Annotated in this window: 14 protein-coding genes, 7 pseudogenes and 1 riboswitch; of the genes and pseudogenes, 8 read left to right on the top strand and 13 right to left on the bottom strand. The window is 68.2% G+C overall.

All coding sequences use genetic code 11. From position 1 onward, the window contains the following. Positions 1 to 306: 306 nt before the first annotated feature. Both OHB49_RS38835 and OHB49_RS38830 read left to right on the top strand, forming a co-directional pair. Positions 307 to 496: pseudogene (locus tag OHB49_RS38835) on the top strand (IS5/IS1182 family transposase); the annotation flags it as partial. A 336-nt stretch (positions 497 to 832) separates the two neighbouring features. Next, positions 833 to 2,317 (top strand): catalase, encoded by a 1,485-nt coding sequence (locus tag OHB49_RS38830; protein WP_329165595.1) that lies wholly within the window; start codon positions 833 to 835, stop codon positions 2,315 to 2,317. A 356-nt stretch (positions 2,318 to 2,673) separates the two neighbouring features. On the opposite strand, the pseudogene OHB49_RS38825 reads toward OHB49_RS38830, so the two are convergent. The 5 genes and pseudogenes from OHB49_RS38825 to OHB49_RS38805 form a co-directional block, all read right to left on the bottom strand. Then, positions 2,674 to 2,826 (bottom strand): annotated as a pseudogene (locus OHB49_RS38825) (LLM class flavin-dependent oxidoreductase); the annotation flags it as partial. Beyond that, positions 2,823 to 4,217 (bottom strand): NtaA/DmoA family FMN-dependent monooxygenase, encoded by a 1,395-nt coding sequence (locus tag OHB49_RS38820; protein ID WP_030976642.1) that lies wholly within the window; start codon positions 4,215 to 4,217, stop codon positions 2,823 to 2,825. The gene OHB49_RS38820 and the pseudogene OHB49_RS38825, both read right to left, overlap by 4 nt. A 19-nt stretch (positions 4,218 to 4,236) precedes the next feature. After that, positions 4,237 to 5,454: an LLM class flavin-dependent oxidoreductase gene (locus OHB49_RS38815; RefSeq protein ID WP_329165594.1), complete on the bottom strand. Its 1,218-nt coding sequence runs from the start codon at positions 5,452 to 5,454 to the stop codon at positions 4,237 to 4,239. Between the two features lie 74 nt (positions 5,455 to 5,528). Next, complete coding sequence (locus OHB49_RS38810) at positions 5,529 to 5,645, bottom strand: putative leader peptide (protein ID WP_329166781.1); 117 nt, start codon at positions 5,643 to 5,645, stop codon at positions 5,529 to 5,531. 40 nt (positions 5,646 to 5,685) lie between these two features. Continuing rightward, positions 5,686 to 5,798, bottom strand: a riboswitch (SAM riboswitch). A 217-nt stretch (positions 5,799 to 6,015) separates the two neighbouring features. Then, positions 6,016 to 6,450 carry a TlpA family protein disulfide reductase gene (locus tag OHB49_RS38805; protein ID WP_329165592.1) on the bottom strand — a complete coding sequence of 145 codons (435 nt, stop codon included), beginning with the start codon at positions 6,448 to 6,450 and terminating at the stop codon, positions 6,016 to 6,018. A 216-nt stretch (positions 6,451 to 6,666) separates the two neighbouring features. Between OHB49_RS38805 and OHB49_RS38800 the strand changes: the two genes are divergently transcribed. Continuing rightward, positions 6,667 to 7,077 (top strand): DUF4395 domain-containing protein, encoded by a 411-nt coding sequence (locus OHB49_RS38800; protein ID WP_329165591.1) that lies wholly within the window; start codon positions 6,667 to 6,669, stop codon positions 7,075 to 7,077. Positions 7,078 to 7,429: 352 nt separating this feature from the next. Here OHB49_RS38800 and OHB49_RS38795 read toward each other — a convergent pair. The 4 genes and pseudogenes from OHB49_RS38795 to OHB49_RS38780 all read right to left on the bottom strand — a co-directional run. Then, positions 7,430 to 7,723: pseudogene (locus tag OHB49_RS38795) on the bottom strand (NAD(P)H-dependent oxidoreductase); the annotation flags it as partial. A 192-nt stretch (positions 7,724 to 7,915) separates the two neighbouring features. Then, positions 7,916 to 8,418: pseudogene (locus OHB49_RS38790) on the bottom strand (LLM class flavin-dependent oxidoreductase); the annotation flags it as partial. Between the two features lie 152 nt (positions 8,419 to 8,570). Continuing rightward, positions 8,571 to 9,995 (bottom strand): HAMP domain-containing sensor histidine kinase, encoded by a 1,425-nt coding sequence (locus tag OHB49_RS38785; protein ID WP_329165590.1) that lies wholly within the window; start codon positions 9,993 to 9,995, stop codon positions 8,571 to 8,573. Then, positions 9,992 to 10,577 (bottom strand): annotated as a pseudogene (locus OHB49_RS38780) (response regulator transcription factor). The gene OHB49_RS38785 and the pseudogene OHB49_RS38780 overlap by 4 nt, the downstream one beginning before the upstream one ends. A 170-nt stretch (positions 10,578 to 10,747) precedes the next feature. Between OHB49_RS38780 and OHB49_RS38775 the strand changes: the two are divergent. The 5 genes and pseudogenes from OHB49_RS38775 to OHB49_RS38755 all read left to right on the top strand — a co-directional run bounded on the left by OHB49_RS38775 (position 10,748) and on the right by OHB49_RS38755 (position 16,676). Further along, positions 10,748 to 12,109 carry a ferredoxin reductase family protein gene (locus OHB49_RS38775; protein WP_329165589.1) on the top strand — a complete coding sequence of 454 codons (1,362 nt, stop codon included), beginning with the start codon at positions 10,748 to 10,750 and terminating at the stop codon, positions 12,107 to 12,109. Between the two features lie 11 nt (positions 12,110 to 12,120). After that, the gene (locus tag OHB49_RS38770; protein WP_329165588.1) at positions 12,121 to 12,564 is read left to right on the top strand and encodes an FMN-binding protein; all 444 of its coding nucleotides are present in this window, start codon (positions 12,121 to 12,123) and stop codon (positions 12,562 to 12,564) included. Beyond that, positions 12,557 to 13,324, top strand: coding sequence for an FAD:protein FMN transferase (locus tag OHB49_RS38765; protein ID WP_329165587.1), 768 nt, complete (start codon positions 12,557 to 12,559; stop codon positions 13,322 to 13,324). The genes OHB49_RS38770 and OHB49_RS38765 overlap by 8 nt, the downstream gene beginning before the upstream one ends. Before the next feature lie 153 nt (positions 13,325 to 13,477). Further along, a pseudogene (locus tag OHB49_RS38760) lies at positions 13,478 to 14,057 on the top strand (GntR family transcriptional regulator); the annotation flags it as partial. 654 nt (positions 14,058 to 14,711) lie between these two features. Then, positions 14,712 to 16,676, top strand: a complete 1,965-nt coding sequence (locus OHB49_RS38755) for a SpoIIE family protein phosphatase (protein WP_329165586.1) — start codon at positions 14,712 to 14,714, stop codon at positions 16,674 to 16,676. Here the strand turns inward: OHB49_RS38755 and OHB49_RS38750 are convergent. From OHB49_RS38750 to OHB49_RS38740, 4 genes and pseudogenes are all read right to left on the bottom strand, one after another. Continuing rightward, positions 16,660 to 17,211: an ISAs1 family transposase gene (locus OHB49_RS38750; RefSeq protein WP_329165585.1), complete on the bottom strand. Its 552-nt coding sequence runs from the start codon at positions 17,209 to 17,211 to the stop codon at positions 16,660 to 16,662. The genes OHB49_RS38755 and OHB49_RS38750 overlap by 17 nt on opposite strands. A gap of 139 nt (positions 17,212 to 17,350) precedes the next feature. Next, positions 17,351 to 17,824, bottom strand: coding sequence for a cupin domain-containing protein (locus OHB49_RS38745; protein ID WP_329165583.1), 474 nt, complete (start codon positions 17,822 to 17,824; stop codon positions 17,351 to 17,353). Positions 17,825 to 18,154: 330 nt separating this feature from the next. Next, positions 18,155 to 18,436 (bottom strand): annotated as a pseudogene (locus tag OHB49_RS45955) (MarR family transcriptional regulator); the annotation flags it as partial. Between the two features lie 441 nt (positions 18,437 to 18,877). Continuing rightward, on the bottom strand, positions 18,878 to 19,795 hold the full coding sequence (locus tag OHB49_RS38740) for an NADP-dependent oxidoreductase (protein ID WP_030976621.1): 918 nt from the start codon (positions 19,793 to 19,795) through the stop codon (positions 18,878 to 18,880). Between the last annotated feature and the right edge of the window lie 28 nt (positions 19,796 to 19,823).

Raw genomic sequence — 19,823 nt, 5'->3', positions numbered from 1 at the left:
CCTGCTACCACGTCGCCCCCATGGGCCTGCTCGCGATGCAGGGTTCCCAGCGCCGATACAACCTCGCGCACTGCCGCCGGACAGCCGATGACGGTGGGTGGGCTGACTAGTTGCCATCGCCATCGCCATCGCTGTCGCGATATAACCACACGCGGCCTGGGTCATTGAAGCCAACACGCGGCCTGGGTCATTGAAGCCAACTGGTCCGGCTCAGAACCCATCTGCTCACCCACGGCTCGCTGACAGACGTGTTGCGACGAATCCTTGAACCCGAGGACGCAAGCCGGGTTCCAAAACGCGCATCGCCGCAAAGGCATCGAGTCCGGCGAACGATCAGGACCCCGGCGACGGGTGATTGAGCAGACCATGTCCTGGCTGACGGGCTACTGCAGACTCAACCACCGCTACGAACGCTACCCCCCGCAACTACCTGACCCTTCTCGGCCTCGCCGCCGCCCTCTGCTGCTACAAACGCTTCCTCAAACGCACCACGTAGGACACCGCCTAATAGGCCGTTCACCCGGGTGGACGTTGGGTGGCTGGCATGACAGGACAGGCGCAGACAATGCTGAAATGCTGTCTGTTATGTCCTTACTGATGGTGAGCGCCGCGCTTACCGCCTACCTGAATCGGCACCTCCGATATCGGATCCTTGGACACGCCCGCGTCCATGGGCCACGCGCAGGAGAGAACCAATTCTGAGCGAGAAGATCACCGGTATCGATATACCCGATACGCGACTGCAGCCGAGGCCACGGAACTGGTTCGCGAAACTGAGTCCTGGGTCTGACCAGACATGCCGAGGACTCTACCGCGAGCAGAGGATGAAGAGATGAGCGATGAACTGCCAGTCACGACCACGGATTCCGGTTGTCCCGTCGCCAGCGACGAGTTCTCGGTCACGGTCGCAGCCAACGGCCCCGTCCTGCTGCAGGATTCCTACCTGATCGCGAAGCTGGCCCACTTCGTCCGCGAGCGTGTTCCCGATCGCGTGTACCACGTCAAGGGCGGCGGCGCCTTCGGCTATTTCGAGGTGACTGCCGATGTCACCGAATGGACCAAGGCCGCCTTCCTCAGTGAGGTCGGCAAGCGCACGCCGGTGCTGCTCCGCTGCTCGTCCGTAGCCGGCGAAGAGGGCTACCCGGACTCGGACCGCGACGTGCGCGGCTGGGCCCTGAAGTTCTATACCGAGGAAGGCAACTACGACCTCATCGGCAACAACACGCCGGTCTTCTTCGTCCGTGACCCCATGAAGTTCCCTGACTTCATCCACTCGCAGGAGCGCATGCCCGACAGCGGCCTGCGCAGCAACAATATGCAGTGGGACTTCTGGACGCTCTCACCGGAGTCGGCCCACCAGGTGACGATCCTGATGAGCGACCGCGGCACACCACGCACCTGGCGCCACATGAACGGCTACAGCAGCGACACGTACATGTGGGAGAACGCCGCGGGTGAGAAGTTCTGGGTCAAGTACCACTTCAAGACCGAGCAGGGCATCGAGAACTTCACAGACGCCGAGGCCAGGGCCATGCGCGCCGAGGACCTCGACTGCCACCGCCGCGACCTGCGAGAGGCGATCGCCCGCGAAGACTACCCGTCCTGGCGCCTCGAGATGCAGATCATGCCCTACGAGGACGCGGCCGACTACCGCTTCAACCCCTTCGACGTGACCAAGGTCTGGCCGCACGAGGACTATCCGCCGATCACCGTCGGGCGCCTGGTGCTCGACCGCAACCCCGAGAACTTCTTCGCCCAGATCGTGCAGGCCTCGTTCGACGTGGCGAACTTTGTCCCCGGCATCGGGCCCAGCCCGGACCGGATGGTGCTGGGGCGGCTGTTCGCCTACGGCGACTCGAGCCGCTATCGCACCGGCCCGAACTATGAGCAGCTGCCGGTCAACCGGCCACGCAACGAGGTGCACAACTACAACAAAGACGGACCGATGCGCTACCGCCACAATGGGAACCAGCCGGTCTACGCGCCGAACAGCTACGGCGGGCCCAAGGCCGATCCACAGCGCTACCGCGATCCGAGCTGGTTTGTGGAGGCCGGCGAGATCATGCGCACGGCCTACGAGGCGCACCGGGACGACAACGACTTCATCCAGCCCGGCACTCTCTACCGCCAGGTGATGACGCCGACCGAGCGGGACCATCTGGTCGACAACATCGTCTGGCAGCTGAGCCAGGGAGTGGAGCGCTTCATCCAGGAGCGCGCGGTCAACGACTACTGGACGAAAGTGGATCCCGAGCTCGGCACGCGCGTCGCCCAAGGCTTGGGCCTGGGGACTTCGCAGCCGGGTGCAGGCCGCTGAGCGCCTCCTCGCCCAGGCCCGGCTGCCACACCGGCGGCCGCTCGTCATACCCCACACCCGCCCCGGAGGGGGCCGATGCCGACGAGGCATCCGTATCGCCACCGCTCGACACGGAAGTGGCCGTGCTGACCGCGCTCTCCTCGGCGAGCCTGCACAAGTTCCTCGTGCGCGAGCCCGCTCGGCGGCCGCGTCGCCGTCGGCGATGTCGAGCAACTGACCCCGTTCGTATACCGGGTGGGAGACCGCGGCGAGTTCAAGGTGCGCGTCGCAGTGGACTCCCCCAGTCGCGGACAGGATCGGTTCGGCGTACGTATCGATCGGATTGGTGACGTTCGCCGAGAAGAGCGGGTCGCCGCGTGTCGTTCGCCGACGCCGAAGCCGACGAACCCGAGCTCCTCGGCCGGCACCGCGTTGTCGATCACCTCGCGGAAGCGTTCGTCGGTCGGCTTCTGAACGCCGGTCACCGGGTCCGGGGCATGGATGGTGAGAGTGATGGCCAGGAACTTCAGGACGCCACCCGCTCAACCGGAGCGTCGGCATCGGGGTGGGCCAGGCCGAGGTGGTCACGCAGCGTCCTGCCCTCGTACTCCGTGCGGAACACGCCGCGCTCCTGCAGCAGCGGGACAACGGTGTCGGCGAAGACGTCCAGCCCGCTGGGGGTGATGTGCGGGACGAGGATGAAGCCGTCGCTGGCGTCGGCCTGGACGAAGGAGTTGATGGTCTCGGCAACGGTGGCCGGGGAGCCGACGAAGGCCTGGCGGTTGCCGGTCTCGATGACCAGGTCACGGATCGACCACTTGTTGGCGGCCGCGAGCTCCCGCCACTCCCGGGCTGTGGCCAGCGGGTCGCGGTACATTCGTACCTGCGCGCGCCCGCGGGCGATGGTGTGTTCACCGAGGTCCGGGTCGATGTCGGGAAGCGGGCCCTCCGGGTCGTACCCGGACAGGTCGCGGTTCCAGACGAACTCCAGGTGTTTGATCGCGGTGGCGCCGCTGACCTGCTGGCGGCGCACCTCGCGGGCCATCTCCTGCGCCTCGGCGTCCGTGTCACCGAGGACGAAGGTCGCGGCGGGCAGGATCAGCAGTTGGTCGTGGGTGCGGCCGTGGCGGGCGAGGCGGCCCTTGACGTCGGTGTAGAACGCCTGTCCTTCCTCGAGAGCGCTGTACCGGCTGAAGATCGCGTCGGCGCTTGAGGCCGCGAACTCGCGGCCTTCGTCGGAGTCGCCGGCCTGGAAGATCACTGGACGGCCCTGCGGGCTGCGCGGGACGTTGAACTGCCCTTCGATGTCGAAGTGTTGTCCCTTGTGAATGAAAGCTCCGGCCTGTGCGTCCCGGAGGAAGGTGCCGGTCTGCTGGTCGGCGACGATCTCATCACCGTGCCAGGAGTCGAACAGTTCGTTGGCGGTGGCCAGAAACTCCTTGGCCCGGGAGTACCGCTCTTCCTGCGGGAGGAAGCCGCCGCGGCGGAAGTTCTCGCCGGTGAAGGCGTCCCATGAGGTGACGACGTTCCACGCTGCGCGCCCACCCGAGAGGTGATCGAGACTGGCGAACTGGCGGGCCACTTCGTAGGGCTCATTGAAGGTGGAGTTGATGGTGCCGGTCAGGCCGACGTGTTCGGTGACGGCGGCGAGTGCGGACAGCACAGTGAAGGTGTCGGGGCGCCCCACCACGTCCAAGTCATAGATTTTCCCGCCCTGCTCACGCAGCCGCAGCCCTTCGGCGAGGAACAGAAAGTCGAACTTGGCGCGTTCGGCGGTACGCGCGAAGTGCGCGAACGAGCTGAACTCGACATGGCTGCCCGCCTCGGGGGCGCTCCACACGGTGGTGTTGTTGACGCCGGGGAAGTGGGCCGCGAGATGTATCTGCTTGAGCGGCTTGCCGGATCCATTGCTGGTGCTCATGTTCGGTGAATCCTCCGGCTCAGACGGTGGCGTAGCGGTTGGCGGGGCGGGAGAGTCCGAGCAGCCCGCGCAGGGTGTCGGCCTCATAGGCGCGCCGGAAGGCGTTGCGGCGCTGCAGTTCGGGAACCAGGCCACGGGTGATCGCCTCGAGGTCGTGGCCGATCACGGCGGGGCGCAGCCGGAAACCGGACAGTCCGGCCCGCTGCCACTCCAGGAGCAGGTCCGCGAGCTGCGCGGGAGTGCCGGTGAACACCTTCGCGTCACTGGTGTACGGGTAACCCGCGAGGCCGTCCAGGCGATCTCGGCGGGCCGTCGCCGCTGCAGGGTCGTCGTCGAGGAAGACCACCAGGTCACCGAAGATGTGCAGGGGATCCTCCGCACGCCCCGCCGCAGCCTGTTCGCCGCGGATCTCGTCGACAATTGCGCGGGCCTGGTCGGTGTCGTGCGGGGTGACGTACCCGATGTCGGCTGAACGAGCCACCAGTCGGAAGGGCACGCTCTGGTGCGCGAGGGCGCTGACGAGCGGCTGTCCCTGCGGTGGCCGGGGCGTGATCGAGGGGCCCTTGACGCTGAAGTGTCTGCTCTCGAAGTCGATGTAGTGCAGCTTGTCGCGGTCGATGAAGCGACCTGTGGCGGCGTCCCGGATCTCGGCGTCGTCCTCCCAGCTGTCCCACAGGCGGCGCACCGCCTCGATGGAGTCGCCGGCCTCTTCGAAGAGTTCGGCGGTCAGCTCCCGTACGGCAGGGCTGTCCAGATCCTCGATACGGAAGCGCGGAAACGCACGGCGGCCGAAGTGGGCCGCCTCGTTCTGCCGCGCCGAGACCTGGATCCGCAGGCCCGCACGACCGGTGCTCACATAGTCGAGGGTGGCGATCGCCTTGGAGATGTGGAATGGCTCGGTGTGGGTGGCGACCACGGTCGGTATGAGCCCAATGTGCCGAGTCAGCGGGGCCACGCGCGCGGCGATGAGCACCGCGTCCAGCCGCCCACGCACCTGGTCGGTGCGACTGTCGGGCTCCGTGAAGCGCGAGGACTGGAGCCCGAGCGCGTCCTCGATCGTCACGAAGTCCAGCAGGCCGTGTTCGGCCTCCGTGATGATGTCGGCCCAGTACTCGGCGGTGAGCAGGTCTCCGGGACGGGCCACCGGCTCGCGCCATGCGGCCGGGTGCCAGCCCGCACCGTCGAGGGCCACGGCGAGGTGAAGCGAAGAAGACAGCGAAGAAGGAGATGAGGACATGAAAGGGGTGCCTTCCTGATCGACCGTATGTGATCGCCGCACCTCGTCCGGAGGTTCGGCGGCGGGAGAACAGGTCAGGAACAACAGAGCGCGCCGGCCACGCGCTGAAGGTCGATGTGGGGCCGGGAGTACAGATGGACGCTGCGCCGCGGGACAAGAACCCTGACAGGCGGGCAGGACACGGGTGGCATGGCCGTCACCTCCGCCCTTCCGGCCTCGGCGGGCCCGAGGGCCTCGCGCTTGCGAAACCCGGACGGGCCCCGCCTGGTCGTCACCTGGAGCACCCCGCCGCGCAGGAGGGTTGCCGGTCAGCAAGCCAGGGCTTGACGCTGACACTCATAACCTGCTCGGAACGCTACGCGGGGCGGCGGCGCCGCGCAATGTCCGGAGGTCATGGTCATGACGCCACGCCACAACAACACACCTACGCCGTTTGTTCCTCCGGCCCTCCCGACTACGCGTCAACAGGCAGTCCGTGCGACGGCGCAGAGTGCGTCCGATCCACTCTTAGAGCGGCATCGGTGCTGGAGGCGGCTGTATGAACCGGAGTGAGCTACCTGATCACGATGGGGTGATGGAGGCCCCGGTTACCTTACCGATGGCCGCGATCACGTCCGCACGCCTGGGCTGCCCGGACGCCCTGCCGACAACCCGACCGGTCGGGTCGAGAACAAACACGGTCGGCGTGCGCAGAATCTCCAGTCGCCTCACCAGCTCCAGCCGGGCTTCCGCGTCGATTTCCAGATGCACCGCTCCCGGCACCGTCCCGGCGACCTCGGCCAGCATCCGCCGCGTCGCCCGGCATGGCTGGCAGACGGCGGTGGAGAACTGAAGCAGCGTCACCCGCTCCCCCAGCTCGGCCCCGATCTCCGCCGCCGACAGGCGCACCGCACCATCCGTGGGCCGCAACCGGAGCCTGCCGCTGCGTGCCGCCTGCACCACCCCGAAGATGCCCGCCAGAACGAGCACCGCGACACACACCACCAACCCGGTCATACGACCAGTCTGCCCCACCGCCCCCAACTCCTCGCCCCAACTGGCCATCGACCGCTCGGTATCGCGCCGCTAGCATGTCCGCCATGGACTCCGCTCTCCGGCCGCTACGGCTGACCACTCGTCGTGTGGTCGACCTCTGCCGGGTCACGGCCTGCCGCTGTCGCTGACACCTGCGCCGGCCCGATCGTCATCCTCCCCTTGTCCCGGAGTCCCCTCATGCAGATCGACCCGCGAGGCACCCGCTTTGCCGCCGCGCTCACCACACTTGTCCTCTGTGCCGTACTGATCACTGGCAGCGGCGCCCTGCTGGCCGTGCAGACCGCGATCTTCGCGCTCGGTGCCTTCGCCGGCCTGCAGTACTCCCCGTACGGTTGGCTGTATCGGGTCGCAATTCGGCCCGGACTCGCCCAGCCGCGCGAGCTGGAGGATGCCCGTCCGCCCCGCTTCGCGCAGGGCGTGGGCTTCGGCTTCGGTCTGGTCGGCACCGTCGGCTACCTCGCCGGCGCCGAGTGGCTCGGCCTGGCCGCCACCGCGCTCGCCCTTGCTGCGGCCTTCCTCAACGCAGCCTTCGGCTACTGCCTCGGCTGCGAGATGTACCTGTCCATTCGCCGTTTCCGAAGCACCTGAGTACCGCGGTCCGGCCATCTGTTGAGCACCGTCCCGTCCGCGCACCGCAGTCGTCGGCCGAGCAGATCGTCGTCACCTGGGCCGGCTACGCGAATGATGTCCCTGTGGCCACCGCCTCGCTGCGCGAGTGTTCGCAGTCCGGTACCAGTGGACGAGGAGATCCCCGCGCGACGCTGGGCGAACGCGCCACCCGGCCGGGATTCGGATCCCCGCAGTACGACGCCGAGGGCTGGCCGACTGCTCTCAAGTGCCGTTGCCGTCCTCGAAGATGCCGCTTCCGGCGCCGTCCCGCAGGAGGTTCCCACACGACCACGGGGTGCAGCCCAGATGCCGTGGCCCGCCGACGACGGGCTCAAGCGGTGGCCGCCACCAGCGCCAGCCGGCCGCCCAGTGCGACGGAGAAGGCTTCCGTGACCTGGGTCAGGGCGTCAGCGGACGCCGGTGCGACGGCCGGTGTGCCGTCGTCGCCGACGGTGATGTCCTTGTCGAGCGTGAACCAGCCTTGGACTATGTGCGCGGCGCCCATGGCGCTGAGCACGGGGCGCAGCGCGTAGTCGATGGCCAGGACGTGCGCTGTGCTCCCGCCGGTGGCCAGCGGCAGCACCGTCTTGCCGGCCAGGGCGTGCTGCGGGAGCAGGTCGAGCAAACGCACCGCTCTGCGCCATGCGCTGCGCCGCCCGGCGGACGTCGCCGCCGATCTGGCGGAGTTCCGTGCCCTTGTCCTTCGCCGGGAACACGAACCGGGGCAACCTGATACGCGGGCGTAGCGACTTCTCCCAGGCGGCGAAGTACGCGTCCGGCCAGGGACGTTGGACCTCGTCGGTCGGAGGCGTCGCCCTCAACCGTTCGCAAGCCGGCGCTCGCTGGTGTGGCGGTTGACGGGGATCGGCAGACCAAGGTTGCCCCGCAGGGTGTCGGCCTCGTACTCGGTACGGAACAGTCCGCGCTTCTGCAGGAGCGGTACCACACCGTCGACGAAGAGCTCCAGCTCGCCGTTGGTGCGGAAGGCGAGGTTGATGCCGTCGAAGGTGCCCGCCTCGAACCACTTCTCGATCGCGTCCGCGACGGTCTCGGGGGCGCCCACGAAAGGCGACTGGCGGAACTCTGGTTCGCCGACTCGGCCACCTGCCGAAGCGTCAGGGTTTCGGCCTTGTCCCGTTCGATGATCTTCGCCGCGGCTGTCCGGCCACCCTTCTCGGCGAGGTGGGCGACGTCCGGAAACGGCGCGTCCAGATCGTGCGCGCTGAAGTCGTAGGCGCCGAACGACCGGCCCAGGAGCCCGAGGTTGCGGTCGAGGTCGTTGTCCTCCTCGAAGATCTCCCGCTCGCGGCGCCCCCGCGCGGTCAGGTCCGCGAGGCCGGAGCGGCGAGCCGAGCGCGGGGCTGATCGACTCCCAGTCCGTCCGCACGGCCGACACAGCCCGGTAGCAACCCGGGGCTTCGACGCCGGCAAGAGGTCAAGGGGCGCGGTTCATCGTCGCCGACCGGACGTGTTCAGTTGGGGAGTGTCAGGCGGAAGGTGGTGTGCCCGGGGCTGCTGGTGACGGTGGCGGTGCCGCCGTGGGCGGTGATGACGGCATGGACGATGGCGAGTCCGAGACCGGTGCTTCCCGTACTGCGGGAGCGGGCGTGGTCGGCGCGTACGAAGCGGCCGAAGACCTCGGGCTGAAGCTTTTCGGGGATGCCTGGACCGTTGTCACTCACGCTGACGGAAACGCCGGCCGGCTCGGTGGTGAGGCCGATGGTCACGTCGGTGCCTGGCGGTGTGTGGGTACGGGCATTGGCGAGGAGATTGCCGATGGCCTGCTGGAGCCGGTGGGCGTCTCCGGCGACGGTGACTGGTTCTTCGGGGAGATTGAGGAGCCAGCGGTGGCCGGGGCCGGCGGCGCGTGCGTCCTCCGTAGTGTTCAGGATCAGCAGGGTCAGATCGACCGGTTCGTGTTCGAGAGGGCGTCCGGCGTCCAGGCGGGCGAGGAGGAGCAAGTCGTCGACGAGGCGGGTCATACGCTGCGACTCGGCATCGATGCGTTCCAGGGCGTGGCGGACTTCGGCGGGGACGGGGCCGTGCCGGCGCAGGGCGAGCTCGGCGTGGCCGCGGATGTTGGCGACGGGGGTACGTAGCTCGTGGCTGGCGTCGGCGGCGAAGTGCCGGAGCCTCTCCTCGCTGGCCTGGCGCCGGGTGAGGGCGTCCTCGACGCGGCCGAGCATGTGGTTGAGGGCGGTGCCGACCTGGCCGACTTCGGTGCGCGGGTCGGTGTCGGGAAGTGGTTCCGGCATGGCGACCTCGCCGCTGGCGAGCGGCAGCCCGGCGACCTCCGCTGCCCGGGCGGTGACCCTCTGGAGGGGGCGAAGGGAGATCCGCACCCACAGGGCACCGGCGATGCCGGTGACTACGAGGGCGGCGCCGAACAGTACGGTTTCGACCGCTTCGAGGCGGTGAACGGTCTCTTCCACCGGGTGCAGGGGCAGGCCGGTGATCAGGATGTCCTGGTCGTCGCCCTCAACGGCCGTGACGCGATAGCCCCCCAGTGCGGAGAGGCGGATGCTGTGTCCGCTTCCGTCGACGGGGACCCCCGCCAAGACACGGCGATCCCGGAGGGTGAGGTGGAAGGCACGGTCGGTGGCCTCGTCGACGACGGCTGCCTGGGTGACGGTGCCGTTCAGGAGGCGGGCGCCGAAGGTCGCTTCGGCCTGACCGCGCGTGTCGGGACGGTTGTCCGCGTCGGGTTTGGCCTCATGTTCCAGGCTGGCGGCGAACCGGCCGCCGGAGGCGGAGAGCTGTTCGTCCAGCCGCCCCATCAGGAAGCCTCTCAGAGCGACGGCGGTGGTGATGCCGACGACGAGGCAGGCGAGGGCGAGCAGAGTGACGAGTCCGGCGGTGAGCTGACCGCGCAGGGTACGGGGCGGCAGGCGCCTCATGGGGAGTCCGGCTTGAGGACGTATCCGACGCCGCGCACGGTGTGGATCATCGGGGTGCGTCCGGCATCGATCTTCTTGCGCAGGTAGCTGATGTAGAGCTCGACGACATGGGCTCGTCCGCCGAAGTCGTAGGCCCAGACCTGGTCGAGGATCTGGTCCTTGGACAGCACTCGGCGCGGGTTGCGCATGAGGAAGCGTAGGAGTTCGAACTCGGTGCGGGACAGGTCGACCGTGGTCCCGCCGCGTCTGACCTCCCTGGCTTCCTCGTCCATGACGAGGTCCCCGACGGTGAGCCGGTTCGTGCCCGGCTCGGCAGTCATCCCGGCCCGCCGGAGCAGCCCACGCAGCCGGGCCAGGACTTCTGTCGGGCAGCATCCAGTCCAGGACCACCGCATCGGGCCGGAAATCACGGGCCGTCGCGAGCGCAGACACGCCGTCTGCGGCGGTGCGGACCTGCCAGCCCTCCCCGGCCATGACCCCGGCCAGCACGTCCGTGACGTCGGGCTCGTCGTCGACGACGAGGACCCGTACGGGCTCTCCGTCGGGGCGGTGCAGAAGCGAGGTCTTACGTGGCTCGTCCATGGTTGCTTCAGCATCCCCCAGCACAGACCACAGCAGGGCAAGCCCTGCCTCTGAGTTTCCTCTGAATCGGCGCTGAAGGCGGCCGACAGGGCCGTTTCAGAAGGTACACAGAAGTTGGACTGTGAGGCTGGCCGCCCATCACCGGAGCATGTCCCATCCGGAGGAGCACCATGACCGCCACATCCACCACCACGTACGCGAGCCGTGGGATGCGCCACCGGCGCCCGCGCCGCAGCGTCGTGCCGATTCTGGCGCCGCTCGTGATCTGGGCCGGCGCCGCCGGGGTGCTCGCCCTGTGGTGGAGCGACACGACCTCGGTGATCGGCCCGGCGGGCTGGCTGACCGGCGCGGGACGCATCACCGGGCTCCTGGCCGGGTACGCCTGCGCCGTCCTGCTGGCCCTCATGGCCCGCATGCCGCTTCTGGACCACACCATCGGCACGGACCAGCTTGCCCGCTGGCACGCGTTCGGCGGCCGCTGCACCATCTCCCTGGCAATCGCCCACACCCTGCTGATCATCTGGGGTTACTCCCTGAGCTCCCACACGCAGCTGGTCAGCCAGACCTCGTCGCTCGTCCTGCACTATCCAGACCTCGTCAAAGGCACGGCCGGCTTCCTCCTGTTCCTGGCCACCGGGGTCCTCTCGGCCCGCGCGGCCCGTCGCAGGCTGAGTTACGAGACCTGGCACTACCTGCACTTCGCCACATACCTGGCCGTATTCCTCACCTTCGGGCACCAGCTCTCCAACGGAGCGGACTTCGTCGGCAACCGGTCGGCTCAGGCCGCCTGGTACTCGCTCTTCCTCGGCGTCGCGGCGCTGGTCGCCTGGTACCGGTTCGCCGTCCCCGTCCGGCGCGGCCTGCGCCACCGCCTGCGCGTGAGCGCGGTCCATCCCGAGGCACCAGGCGTGGTCTCCGTCCACCTCACCGGCGAGCACCTGGACGAGCTGGGGGGTGAACCGGGACAGTTCCTGCGCTGGCGCTTCCTGACCCGCGGACTATGGTGGAGCGCCAACCCCTACTCCCTCTCCGCCCCCGCGCACCCCCGGTTCCTACGCATCACGGTGAAGACCGCCGGCGGCCACAGTGCCGCACTCGCCCGCTTGACGCCCGGCACCCGGGTGTGGGCGGAGGGACCGTACGGCGGTCTTACCGCGGACCGCCGAACTGCCGCCAAGGTCCTGCTGCTGGCAGGCGGCGTCGGCATCACCCCGCTGCGCTCGCTCTTCGAGACGCTGCCGGGAGACGTGACCCTCGTCTATCGGGCCCGCCACGCCGACAGCCTCGCGCTGCGCGGCGAACTCGACGCGATAGCCGCCCGACGACGGGCCACCGTGCATTACGTCGTCGACGAACCGGCCGGACATTCCTCCCCCCTCACCGCCCAGGGCCTGACCGCTCTGGTGCCGGATCTGGCCACGCACGACGTCTACCTGTGCGGCCCGCCCGGCATGACACAGGCCGCAATCCACGCCCTGCGCGAGGTCGGTGTCCCGGCCCGGCGTATCCACCACGAGTCCTTCGCGTTCTGAGGAGAGCCGCCATGCGCCGAGCAGCCCTTGCCACTACCGGGATCAGCGCCCTCGTCGTCGCGCTGCTGGCCCTCAAACCTCACCAGTCCCCCGCCTTCGCCGGGCCGACCCCTCGGTCCCCGGCGGAGTCTTCGCCCCCGCACGCCCCGACGGGCAACGCTTCGGGTTCGCCCACGGGGACGGGCACGTTCACCGGGGCTCCCGTCGATACCCAGTACGGGACCGTCCAGGTCGCCGCCACCCTCTCCGAGGGAAAGATCACCGCAGTCAAGGTTCTCCGGGCACCGGACCGGAGCGGCCGCGACCAGGAGATCGCCGCCTACGCACTGCCCCGCCTCACCCAGGAGGCCATCGGTGCGCAGAGCGCGCACATCGACGCCGTTTCCGGAGCCAGTTACACCAGCCAGGGTTACATCCAGTCCCTGCAGAGCGCCTTGGACCAGGCCCATGCCTGACACCCTGCCCGGACTACGTCACGTCGAACATGTCATGGGCACCGTCTTCTCCTTCGACATCCGCGACAATCCCACCCCCGCCATCCGCCACGCCCTCGCCGAGGCCGTGCGGCAACTCCACCGGGTCGACGAGGTGTTCTCCACCTACCGGGCCGACAGCCACATCAGCCGCTTGGCCCGCGGTGAGATCCGCCAGAACGCCTGCCCGCCCGAGGTCCACGAGGTCCTCTCGCTCTGCGCACAGGCCACTCACGCCTCCGACGGCTGGTTCAGCATCGTCCCGGCCGGGACCCTCGATCCCTCGGGACTCGTCAAGGGCTGGGCCACCGAAGCCGCATCCCAGCTCCTCCAGGACGCCGGTGCGCAGCACACGTGTGTCAACGGCGGCGGCGATCTCCAGATCCGCGGCCAGGCAGCCCCCGGCACACCATGGCGCATCGGCATCGCCCACCCTCTGCAGCCCGGCGAACTCGTCACCGTCATCACCGCCCACCACGACCTGGCCGTCGCCACCTCCGGTACCGCTGAACGCGGCGCCCACATCCTCGACCCGCACCACGGCACAGCCGCCACCACGTTCGCCTCCCTCACCCTCATCGGACCACGTCTCACCATGACCGACGCCTACGCCACCGCCGCCTTCGCCAGAGGCGACGGCGCACAGAACTGGCTTGATTCACTGGGCGGCTATGAAGCGCTCGCTGTGCTGCCCGACGGCCACGAATGGCGCACACCAGGATTCCATCGATATGGATCATGAGCCCCGCCGGCGGGACTCGATCTGAGCAGCAGCCGGCGCCGGCCTTGAAAGAGTCGCTGCCGAAGTCTGCGTCGATGGTGGCCTGGAGTGTGCCCTCGTAGTAGACGTCGACCTTTCCCGTCATGGACGACGAACTTTCCCTGGAAGCGGGCGACTCGGCACGGTAAGGGCTCGATCGTGAAGGACCGGCCGCCTGTGCGGCTGCGCTCTTCCGATCGGTTCCGTGCCGCGCATCGGCGGGGCGCTGAGGCTGCCTACCTCGCCGAGTCCGAGCAGTCCGGTGCCACCGCGAAGGTGAGCGTCCTCTACATCGGGTTGATGGAAGCGCCGGCGGACATCGCCGAGCGGCTCGGTCTCGACGTGGGTACGCAGGTGCTGGCACGTCGGCGCCTGTACTTCCGGAACGGGACTCATGTCGAGACGGCATCGTCGTACCTGCCCTGGGACGTCGTGAAGGACATCCCTGAGCTGTTCGCCGAGACCCCTGGCCCCTGGCGGCACCCACGCCCGGCTCGAAGACCACGGCCACACCTTCGCCGAGTTCGTCGAGACGCTCCAGGCTCGGCCAGCCGCGAAGGCGGAGGCGTCCGAGTTGGCTCTGAGCCCTGGCGCCCCCGTGATTCAACTGGTGCGGCACGCAGTGACCAAGAAGGGGCGTGTCGTGGAGTTCTGCGACACCCTCATGGCCGCTGACCAGTTCGTCCTCCAGTACCGGATCCCCGCCGCCGACTGACGCTCGCTCAACTCCTCACAACCCGCTGCGGTTTCCTCTTCGCGGCGGGTTGGCTCATGTACAGGAGTCGGGCACTCTTCTTCATGCAACTCATATCGGTCAGATGGAGAGTCAAACCCCCTCGGGCGGCGTCATCGACATCCTCACAGTCAGATGTGGATGTCAGAAGCCTTCTGATCCGCAGCTCTAGATGGATCGCTCAGTGACGGTCATTCCTGCCCCCGATAGGCCGGGGAGCGGCGCGGCCGGCCGTGCTCGGTTGCTGCGGTTCCTGTACGCCGCTGCAGTGCCGCGCGAAGCTGGGTGACCGTCCGCTCATGGATGAGCAGGAAGGGCGTGACATACCCGGTGGCCTCCGGTACCGACGCCCGCCCAGAGCAGGGGCAGCCTTCAGATGGTCGCCGAAGGTCAAGAGGTAGGTAGTCGGCCCGCGTCTCCCTGTGACGGGTTGCGGGACCGCGTGAGGCCAGGCCGGGGACATGCCTGAACAGTCGGTCGCGCTCATCTTCACGGGCCGCCGCCTACCGTTTCCAGCGGGCTCCCTGCCGTCGTCACTCGACGCAGCCGGTCAGACACACCCTTTACGGAGAGATACCAGCAAAATGCGCGAATACCATTGAAGAGGCTGTTTTGTTATGTGTCAGGGAGCCGCAGATGGACGCCTCGGACGAACTCCTGCGAAGGGCTGCACCTTCGGCTCTCTTGACCTTGAACGGAGCTATCCGCAGCCTCAATGCAGCGATGGCCAGGACACTGGGCAGGTCAGTGGACCAGTGCGTGGGTCGTGGCTTCGGTGATCTGTTGCCCGCAAGCCAGCTGACTGCGGTCGAGAGTCTCGTGGCCCACGCCGCCACGACGAAGACGGTCGCGATGCGGGTGCTGGAGTTCCCCGGGCCAGGTGCAGCATCTGTCGTCTGCCTTGTCGAGGCGCGACCGGCGAACGATCCCGTAGGTGGCGAGCCGCTGGTGTGGGTGCACTCGTTGGACGCGCAAAACGACCGGGGCGGCCTGTTGATCCCGTTCCGTCTGGCGGCCGAGGCCGCCAACCTCGGTCTGTGCATGTGTTCACCCCAGGAGCGGGAGCTGGAGTGGCTCGGTGGCGCACCCGCCTTGGCGGCGCTGTTCCCGGAGGCCTCCATGTCGTTGTCCGAGGTGGTTCGGCGAGTCCACCCCGATGACCGCAGGGCTCTGCGGCGGCTCGTGACTTCGACGGCCGCCCGGTCCCCCTGGATCAGGTTGCGGTTCCTTACCGAGCGCGATGGCTGCCACCATCTGGTCTGCCAGGCCCGTCGGATCATTCTGGGGTATGGCGGCCCTGAGCGGGTCTTCGGAGTGATCCGCGACGACACCACGAGGGAAGCACGCCGACGCAGAGCGTTGGTCGCGCTGAGTGCTGAGCGGCAGCGAGCCGCCGAGATCGCGGCCTTCTCCTCCGCCGTGATGACCGCAGTCACGGAGCAAGAAGTACAGCAGGTCGTCCTGACCCGGCTCGCCGCGACCTTCGGTGGTACCGGCGCCGCGCTGGCGTTCACCACGAAAGGCCGCCTGCGCGTCTCCTCCGATGCCGGGATCCCGATACCGGTGGCCGCCCTGCACGGCCTGCCGTTGGACGCCCCCAGCGCGCTGCCCTATGTGATCCGCACTGGCGAGCCGCAGTTCATTCCCAACCAGGAGGACTACATCCGCCGCTGGCCGCACGGGGCCATGGTGCCGTACTTCGACCAGCTCGACTCCGGCTACGCCATCTCGATCACCTCCCTCAGCCCGATCGGCGATCAGCCGCTCGGGGCCTGGTTGGTGACCTACGACAGCGAACACCACTCGTCCCCGGATGAGCGGGCCCTCATGGGTACTCTTGCCGACCTTGCAGGCCAGGCACTGAAACGCATCAGGTTGCAAGAGGCACGAGTCGAGCTGGCCACGGCGCTCCAGCAGACCATGCTCCCCACGCTGCCCGGGCACCTCCCAGGCCTGGAGGTCGCCGCCCGCTACCGACCAAGCCGCGACGGGCTCGACATCGGCGGAGACTGGTACGACGCCTTCGTCATGCCTGACGGTGCCATCGCCCTGGAGATCGGCGACACCCAAGGGCACGACGTGGACGCCGCCGCAGCCATGGGACAGGTGCGCGCCTCCATGCGTGCGATCGCCGCCCACGAACCGGATCCCGCAACCGTGCTGACACGCACCAACGAGTTGCTCGTCACCATGGACGCAGCACGATTCTCCAGCTGCACCATGCTGCATATCGACCCAGGCGACGGACAGGTCACCGGCGCCAGCGCCGGCCACGTGCCGTTGCTGTACGCACGCGACGACGGCAGCCACAGCATCCGTGAGCTGCCGGGCGGCCCGGTGCTGGGAGTCCTGCCCGACGCCGACTACTCCGAAGAAACCTTCACACTGGACAAGGGCGCCGTGCTGGTCATGGTCACCGACGGCGTCGTCGAAGGGCCGGCCCTGACACTGGACGCCGGACTGGAGCGAGCCGGAACGCTGGCCGCCCAAGCCGTCCACGACGGGCTGAACGCCGAGGAGACCGCCGACCGCATCCTCGACGCCGCGGTCGCGGTGGACCACCTCGACGACGTGGCCGTGCTGATCATCCGACGCACATGACGTCGCCCGCGTCCTCACACGCCCTCTGTACGGACCCCACTGCAAGCCCCCCAGGGCCCCGGGGAGAGTCCCCGTCGCCCGTTTTGATCACGGGATGCCGTGGATGGTGAGGGCTGTTTCGGGGCGGGTGTGGGCGCGTCGTCCGCTGGCGGTGTTGCCCATACGCGAGGCGGAGGATGCTGCGAACGAGGTCGCGCAGGGTGGTCATGAACGCGGGGGTGTGGTGGCGGCGGATCTGGCTGGTGTCCTCGGCGAAGGTGACGTCTTTGGTCCAGTGGACGGTGTTCTCGATGATCCAGTGGCCGCGTGCCCAGGCAGCGATCTCGGCAGCAGTGGCCTGCTCAGCTTCAAGATCGGTGACGGAGTAGACAGTCTCAGCGGCCCACTTCTTCGTACCGATCCTGCGCCGCTTACGGCGGGTGCGGACGACCTGGCGGACGTGAGGGAAGTGCAGGCCGTCGACGGTGACGACCTTGGCTTCGCGGATCTCCTCGCGCCCGTGGGCGCGGTTGCTGGAGCGGTCGAGGACGGGCACTTGGCCCAGGGCAGTTTCCTCAACTGGCGTGCCAGGGTCGGCTGGTTGTTCTTCACGGACACCAAGTAGTGGGCACGGCGGTCTTCGACGAGGTAGCGGGCGTGACCCCCAGCCTCGCCACCGCCGATGGATAGGACACCTATGTGGGCGGATCCTCGATTTTGAGCTTGTCTCCCGTGTTGGAGATGAAGATGACCAGCAGCTTCGCCGACTTTGTCCGACTGGTGTTCTCCGTGAGCAGGTGGTGGGCGCCCGGCTGCTCGACCCAGTTCTGGCCTTGGTGGTACGTACGCACTGGCTTGCCGGCGAGCTGGCTGCGCACAGTGCCCTCGAGCACGTAGGCGTAGACAAGAGCCGCGCCGTGCCGATGCGCCACCGCACGCGCATTGGGCGGGAAGTCCACGATCGCCGAGGTGAACGTCTTGCCCTTGACATTCGGAAGTGGCTGTTCAAGTACGGGCGACAGCGTCTCGGACGGGCGCTGGGAAGCCGCGGTAGCTGTTGGCGCCGCTGGCACCGTGGCGGTCGCACGGTCTACTGCGGGTGAGCATGCGGTGGCCGTGGCCGTCATGCCAGCAACCAGTAAGCCGCCGGCAATCCGCATTCCGATCATGATTGCTCTCCTTTTTGGTCTTCGGTGACCGGGATGGCTGCCCGCTTCCAGTGTCCGAGTTCGGCAAGGCTGGCCGCCGCCGCATCGGCACCGTAGAGGCCGGGGATCTTGCCGTACGAGTCATCCGTCGCTCCGTCGCCGTCGACGAGACGACACCACAGGCGACCGCGTAGGGCCTGTTTGCCCCGTTCGATGTCGCGAGCCGGGCACTCCGGCAACCGGTCAATGTCGCCACGCCGCGTCCGGGGCACTCACCAGTGTTACGGCAAGGAGGCCCCACCGCATCGCCACGCCGACCCTGGCCCCTCGCCCCACCTGCCTGCCGGTTGGCTAGTCGGCACCCGCTGGATCGGTCCCGGCCGCCAGGTTGTCCTCCACCCGTTCGAGGCCATGGAGGAGACCCGGCGCTCGTCCTGCGTCATGTCGCCAGTGGGCACGTCCTCCAAGTCGGCCCAGAGCTTCTCGACCTGGCGGCGAAGCGCCACGCCGGCGGGGGTGGACTCGACGACGGGGTGGCCCGCCGCTCGCTGGGGTCGGGCTGCGGCGGACGAAGCCGGCTCGTTCCAGGCGCTGGACCATCCGGGTCATGGAGGCCGAGTCGGTATCGAAAGCCGCGGCGAGGGTAGGACTCCATGATCCACAACTGCCGTGCTCGCCTCACATCCGGCACCCCCACCGAGCAGCCACTCAAACCGGGCGATCACGACTCTCCCCGGGGCTCCAGCAAGCCCCCCTCTCGCTCATTCGCTGAGCGGTGTGTTCTCGATGACTCGGCCAAGCCAGCCGCGGAAAGTGCCCTCCGGCCCCAGTCACCCAGAGCCCCAGTTTGGAAGACGCCGAGCTCGATCTCCACCAGTTGCTCGGGGAATGCCAGCCTGGTCGTGCCGACCTGCCGTCCGACGATCGCCGTCGGGCGGCAGCCGGCCGTGGTTACGCGGGGCGCACCAGATTGCGGACCAGTCCGATGACGTGTTCCGGTACGAGTCGCCCGACCTGACACGTATCTGACGCTGATCCATGAGGAGGGGAGGACCGGTCACTGTCCCCGAGTCCTCACGGACGAACGCGGATGATCGTCTTCCCCTTGCGTCGCTCGGTCGGATTGAGGGCGGCGACGGCATCGTCGAGGGTCGAGACGTTGCCGATGTTCGTCCGCAGTCGTCCGTCCTGCACGCGCCGGACGATCTCACTCAGTTGGGCACGATCGGACTCGACGACGAAGTCGACCGCCAGGCCGTCGGCGGGCCGAGCCTCCGGCGGCCCGACGATGGACACCAGCGTTCCTCCGGCCCTAATCAGGCCTGCGGACCGCTTCCCGATGTCGCCGCCGATGCCATCGAATACCAGATCGACGCCGCCGACCTCTTCCAGGACGTCGTTCCCAAGGTCGACGAACTCCTTCGCGCCGAAGTCGAGCACCGTCTGACGGTCGGCAGCGCGTCCGGTGCCGATGACGTACGCACCGAACTCACGCGCGAGCTGCGTCACCATCGACCCGACTGCGCCGGCCGCACCGTGCACGAGCACGCTCTGCCCCGCCTGAAGGCGGCCGTGCTCGAACAGTCCCTGCCACGCGGTCAGGCCCGAGATCGGCAGGCTCGCGCCCACCGTGAAGTCGACGTCGCCCGGCAGCGGCGCGAGGTTGCGTGCCTCGACAGCCGCGTACTCGGCCAGGGTGCCGTCGCGAGTCCAGTCCGTGAGGCCGAACACCCGCTGTCCCACCGACAGCCCCGTCGTGCCGTAGCCGAGGGCGGTGACCACTCCGGCCAACTCGTGCCCAGGGATTGACGGTGTTCGGTCACGGTCGAGGCGATCGGTCCAGGTCGAGGGCCACGCCATCTCAGTCGGGACGAACCCCGACGCATGAATCCGAACTACGACATCGTTCAGCGCTGCCTGCGGCTCGGGCCGCTCCACCAGCGTCATCCCGGCCGTTCCCGCAGCCTGGTCCGTCACCACGATCGCTTTCATGGGAATCGTCTCCTCGGCCATTTGTCTC

This window comes from Streptomyces sp. NBC_01717 (genome assembly GCF_036248255.1).
Lineage (GTDB): Bacteria > Actinomycetota > Actinomycetes > Streptomycetales > Streptomycetaceae > Streptomyces.
This window is presented reverse-complemented; position numbering and strand designations above follow the sequence as displayed.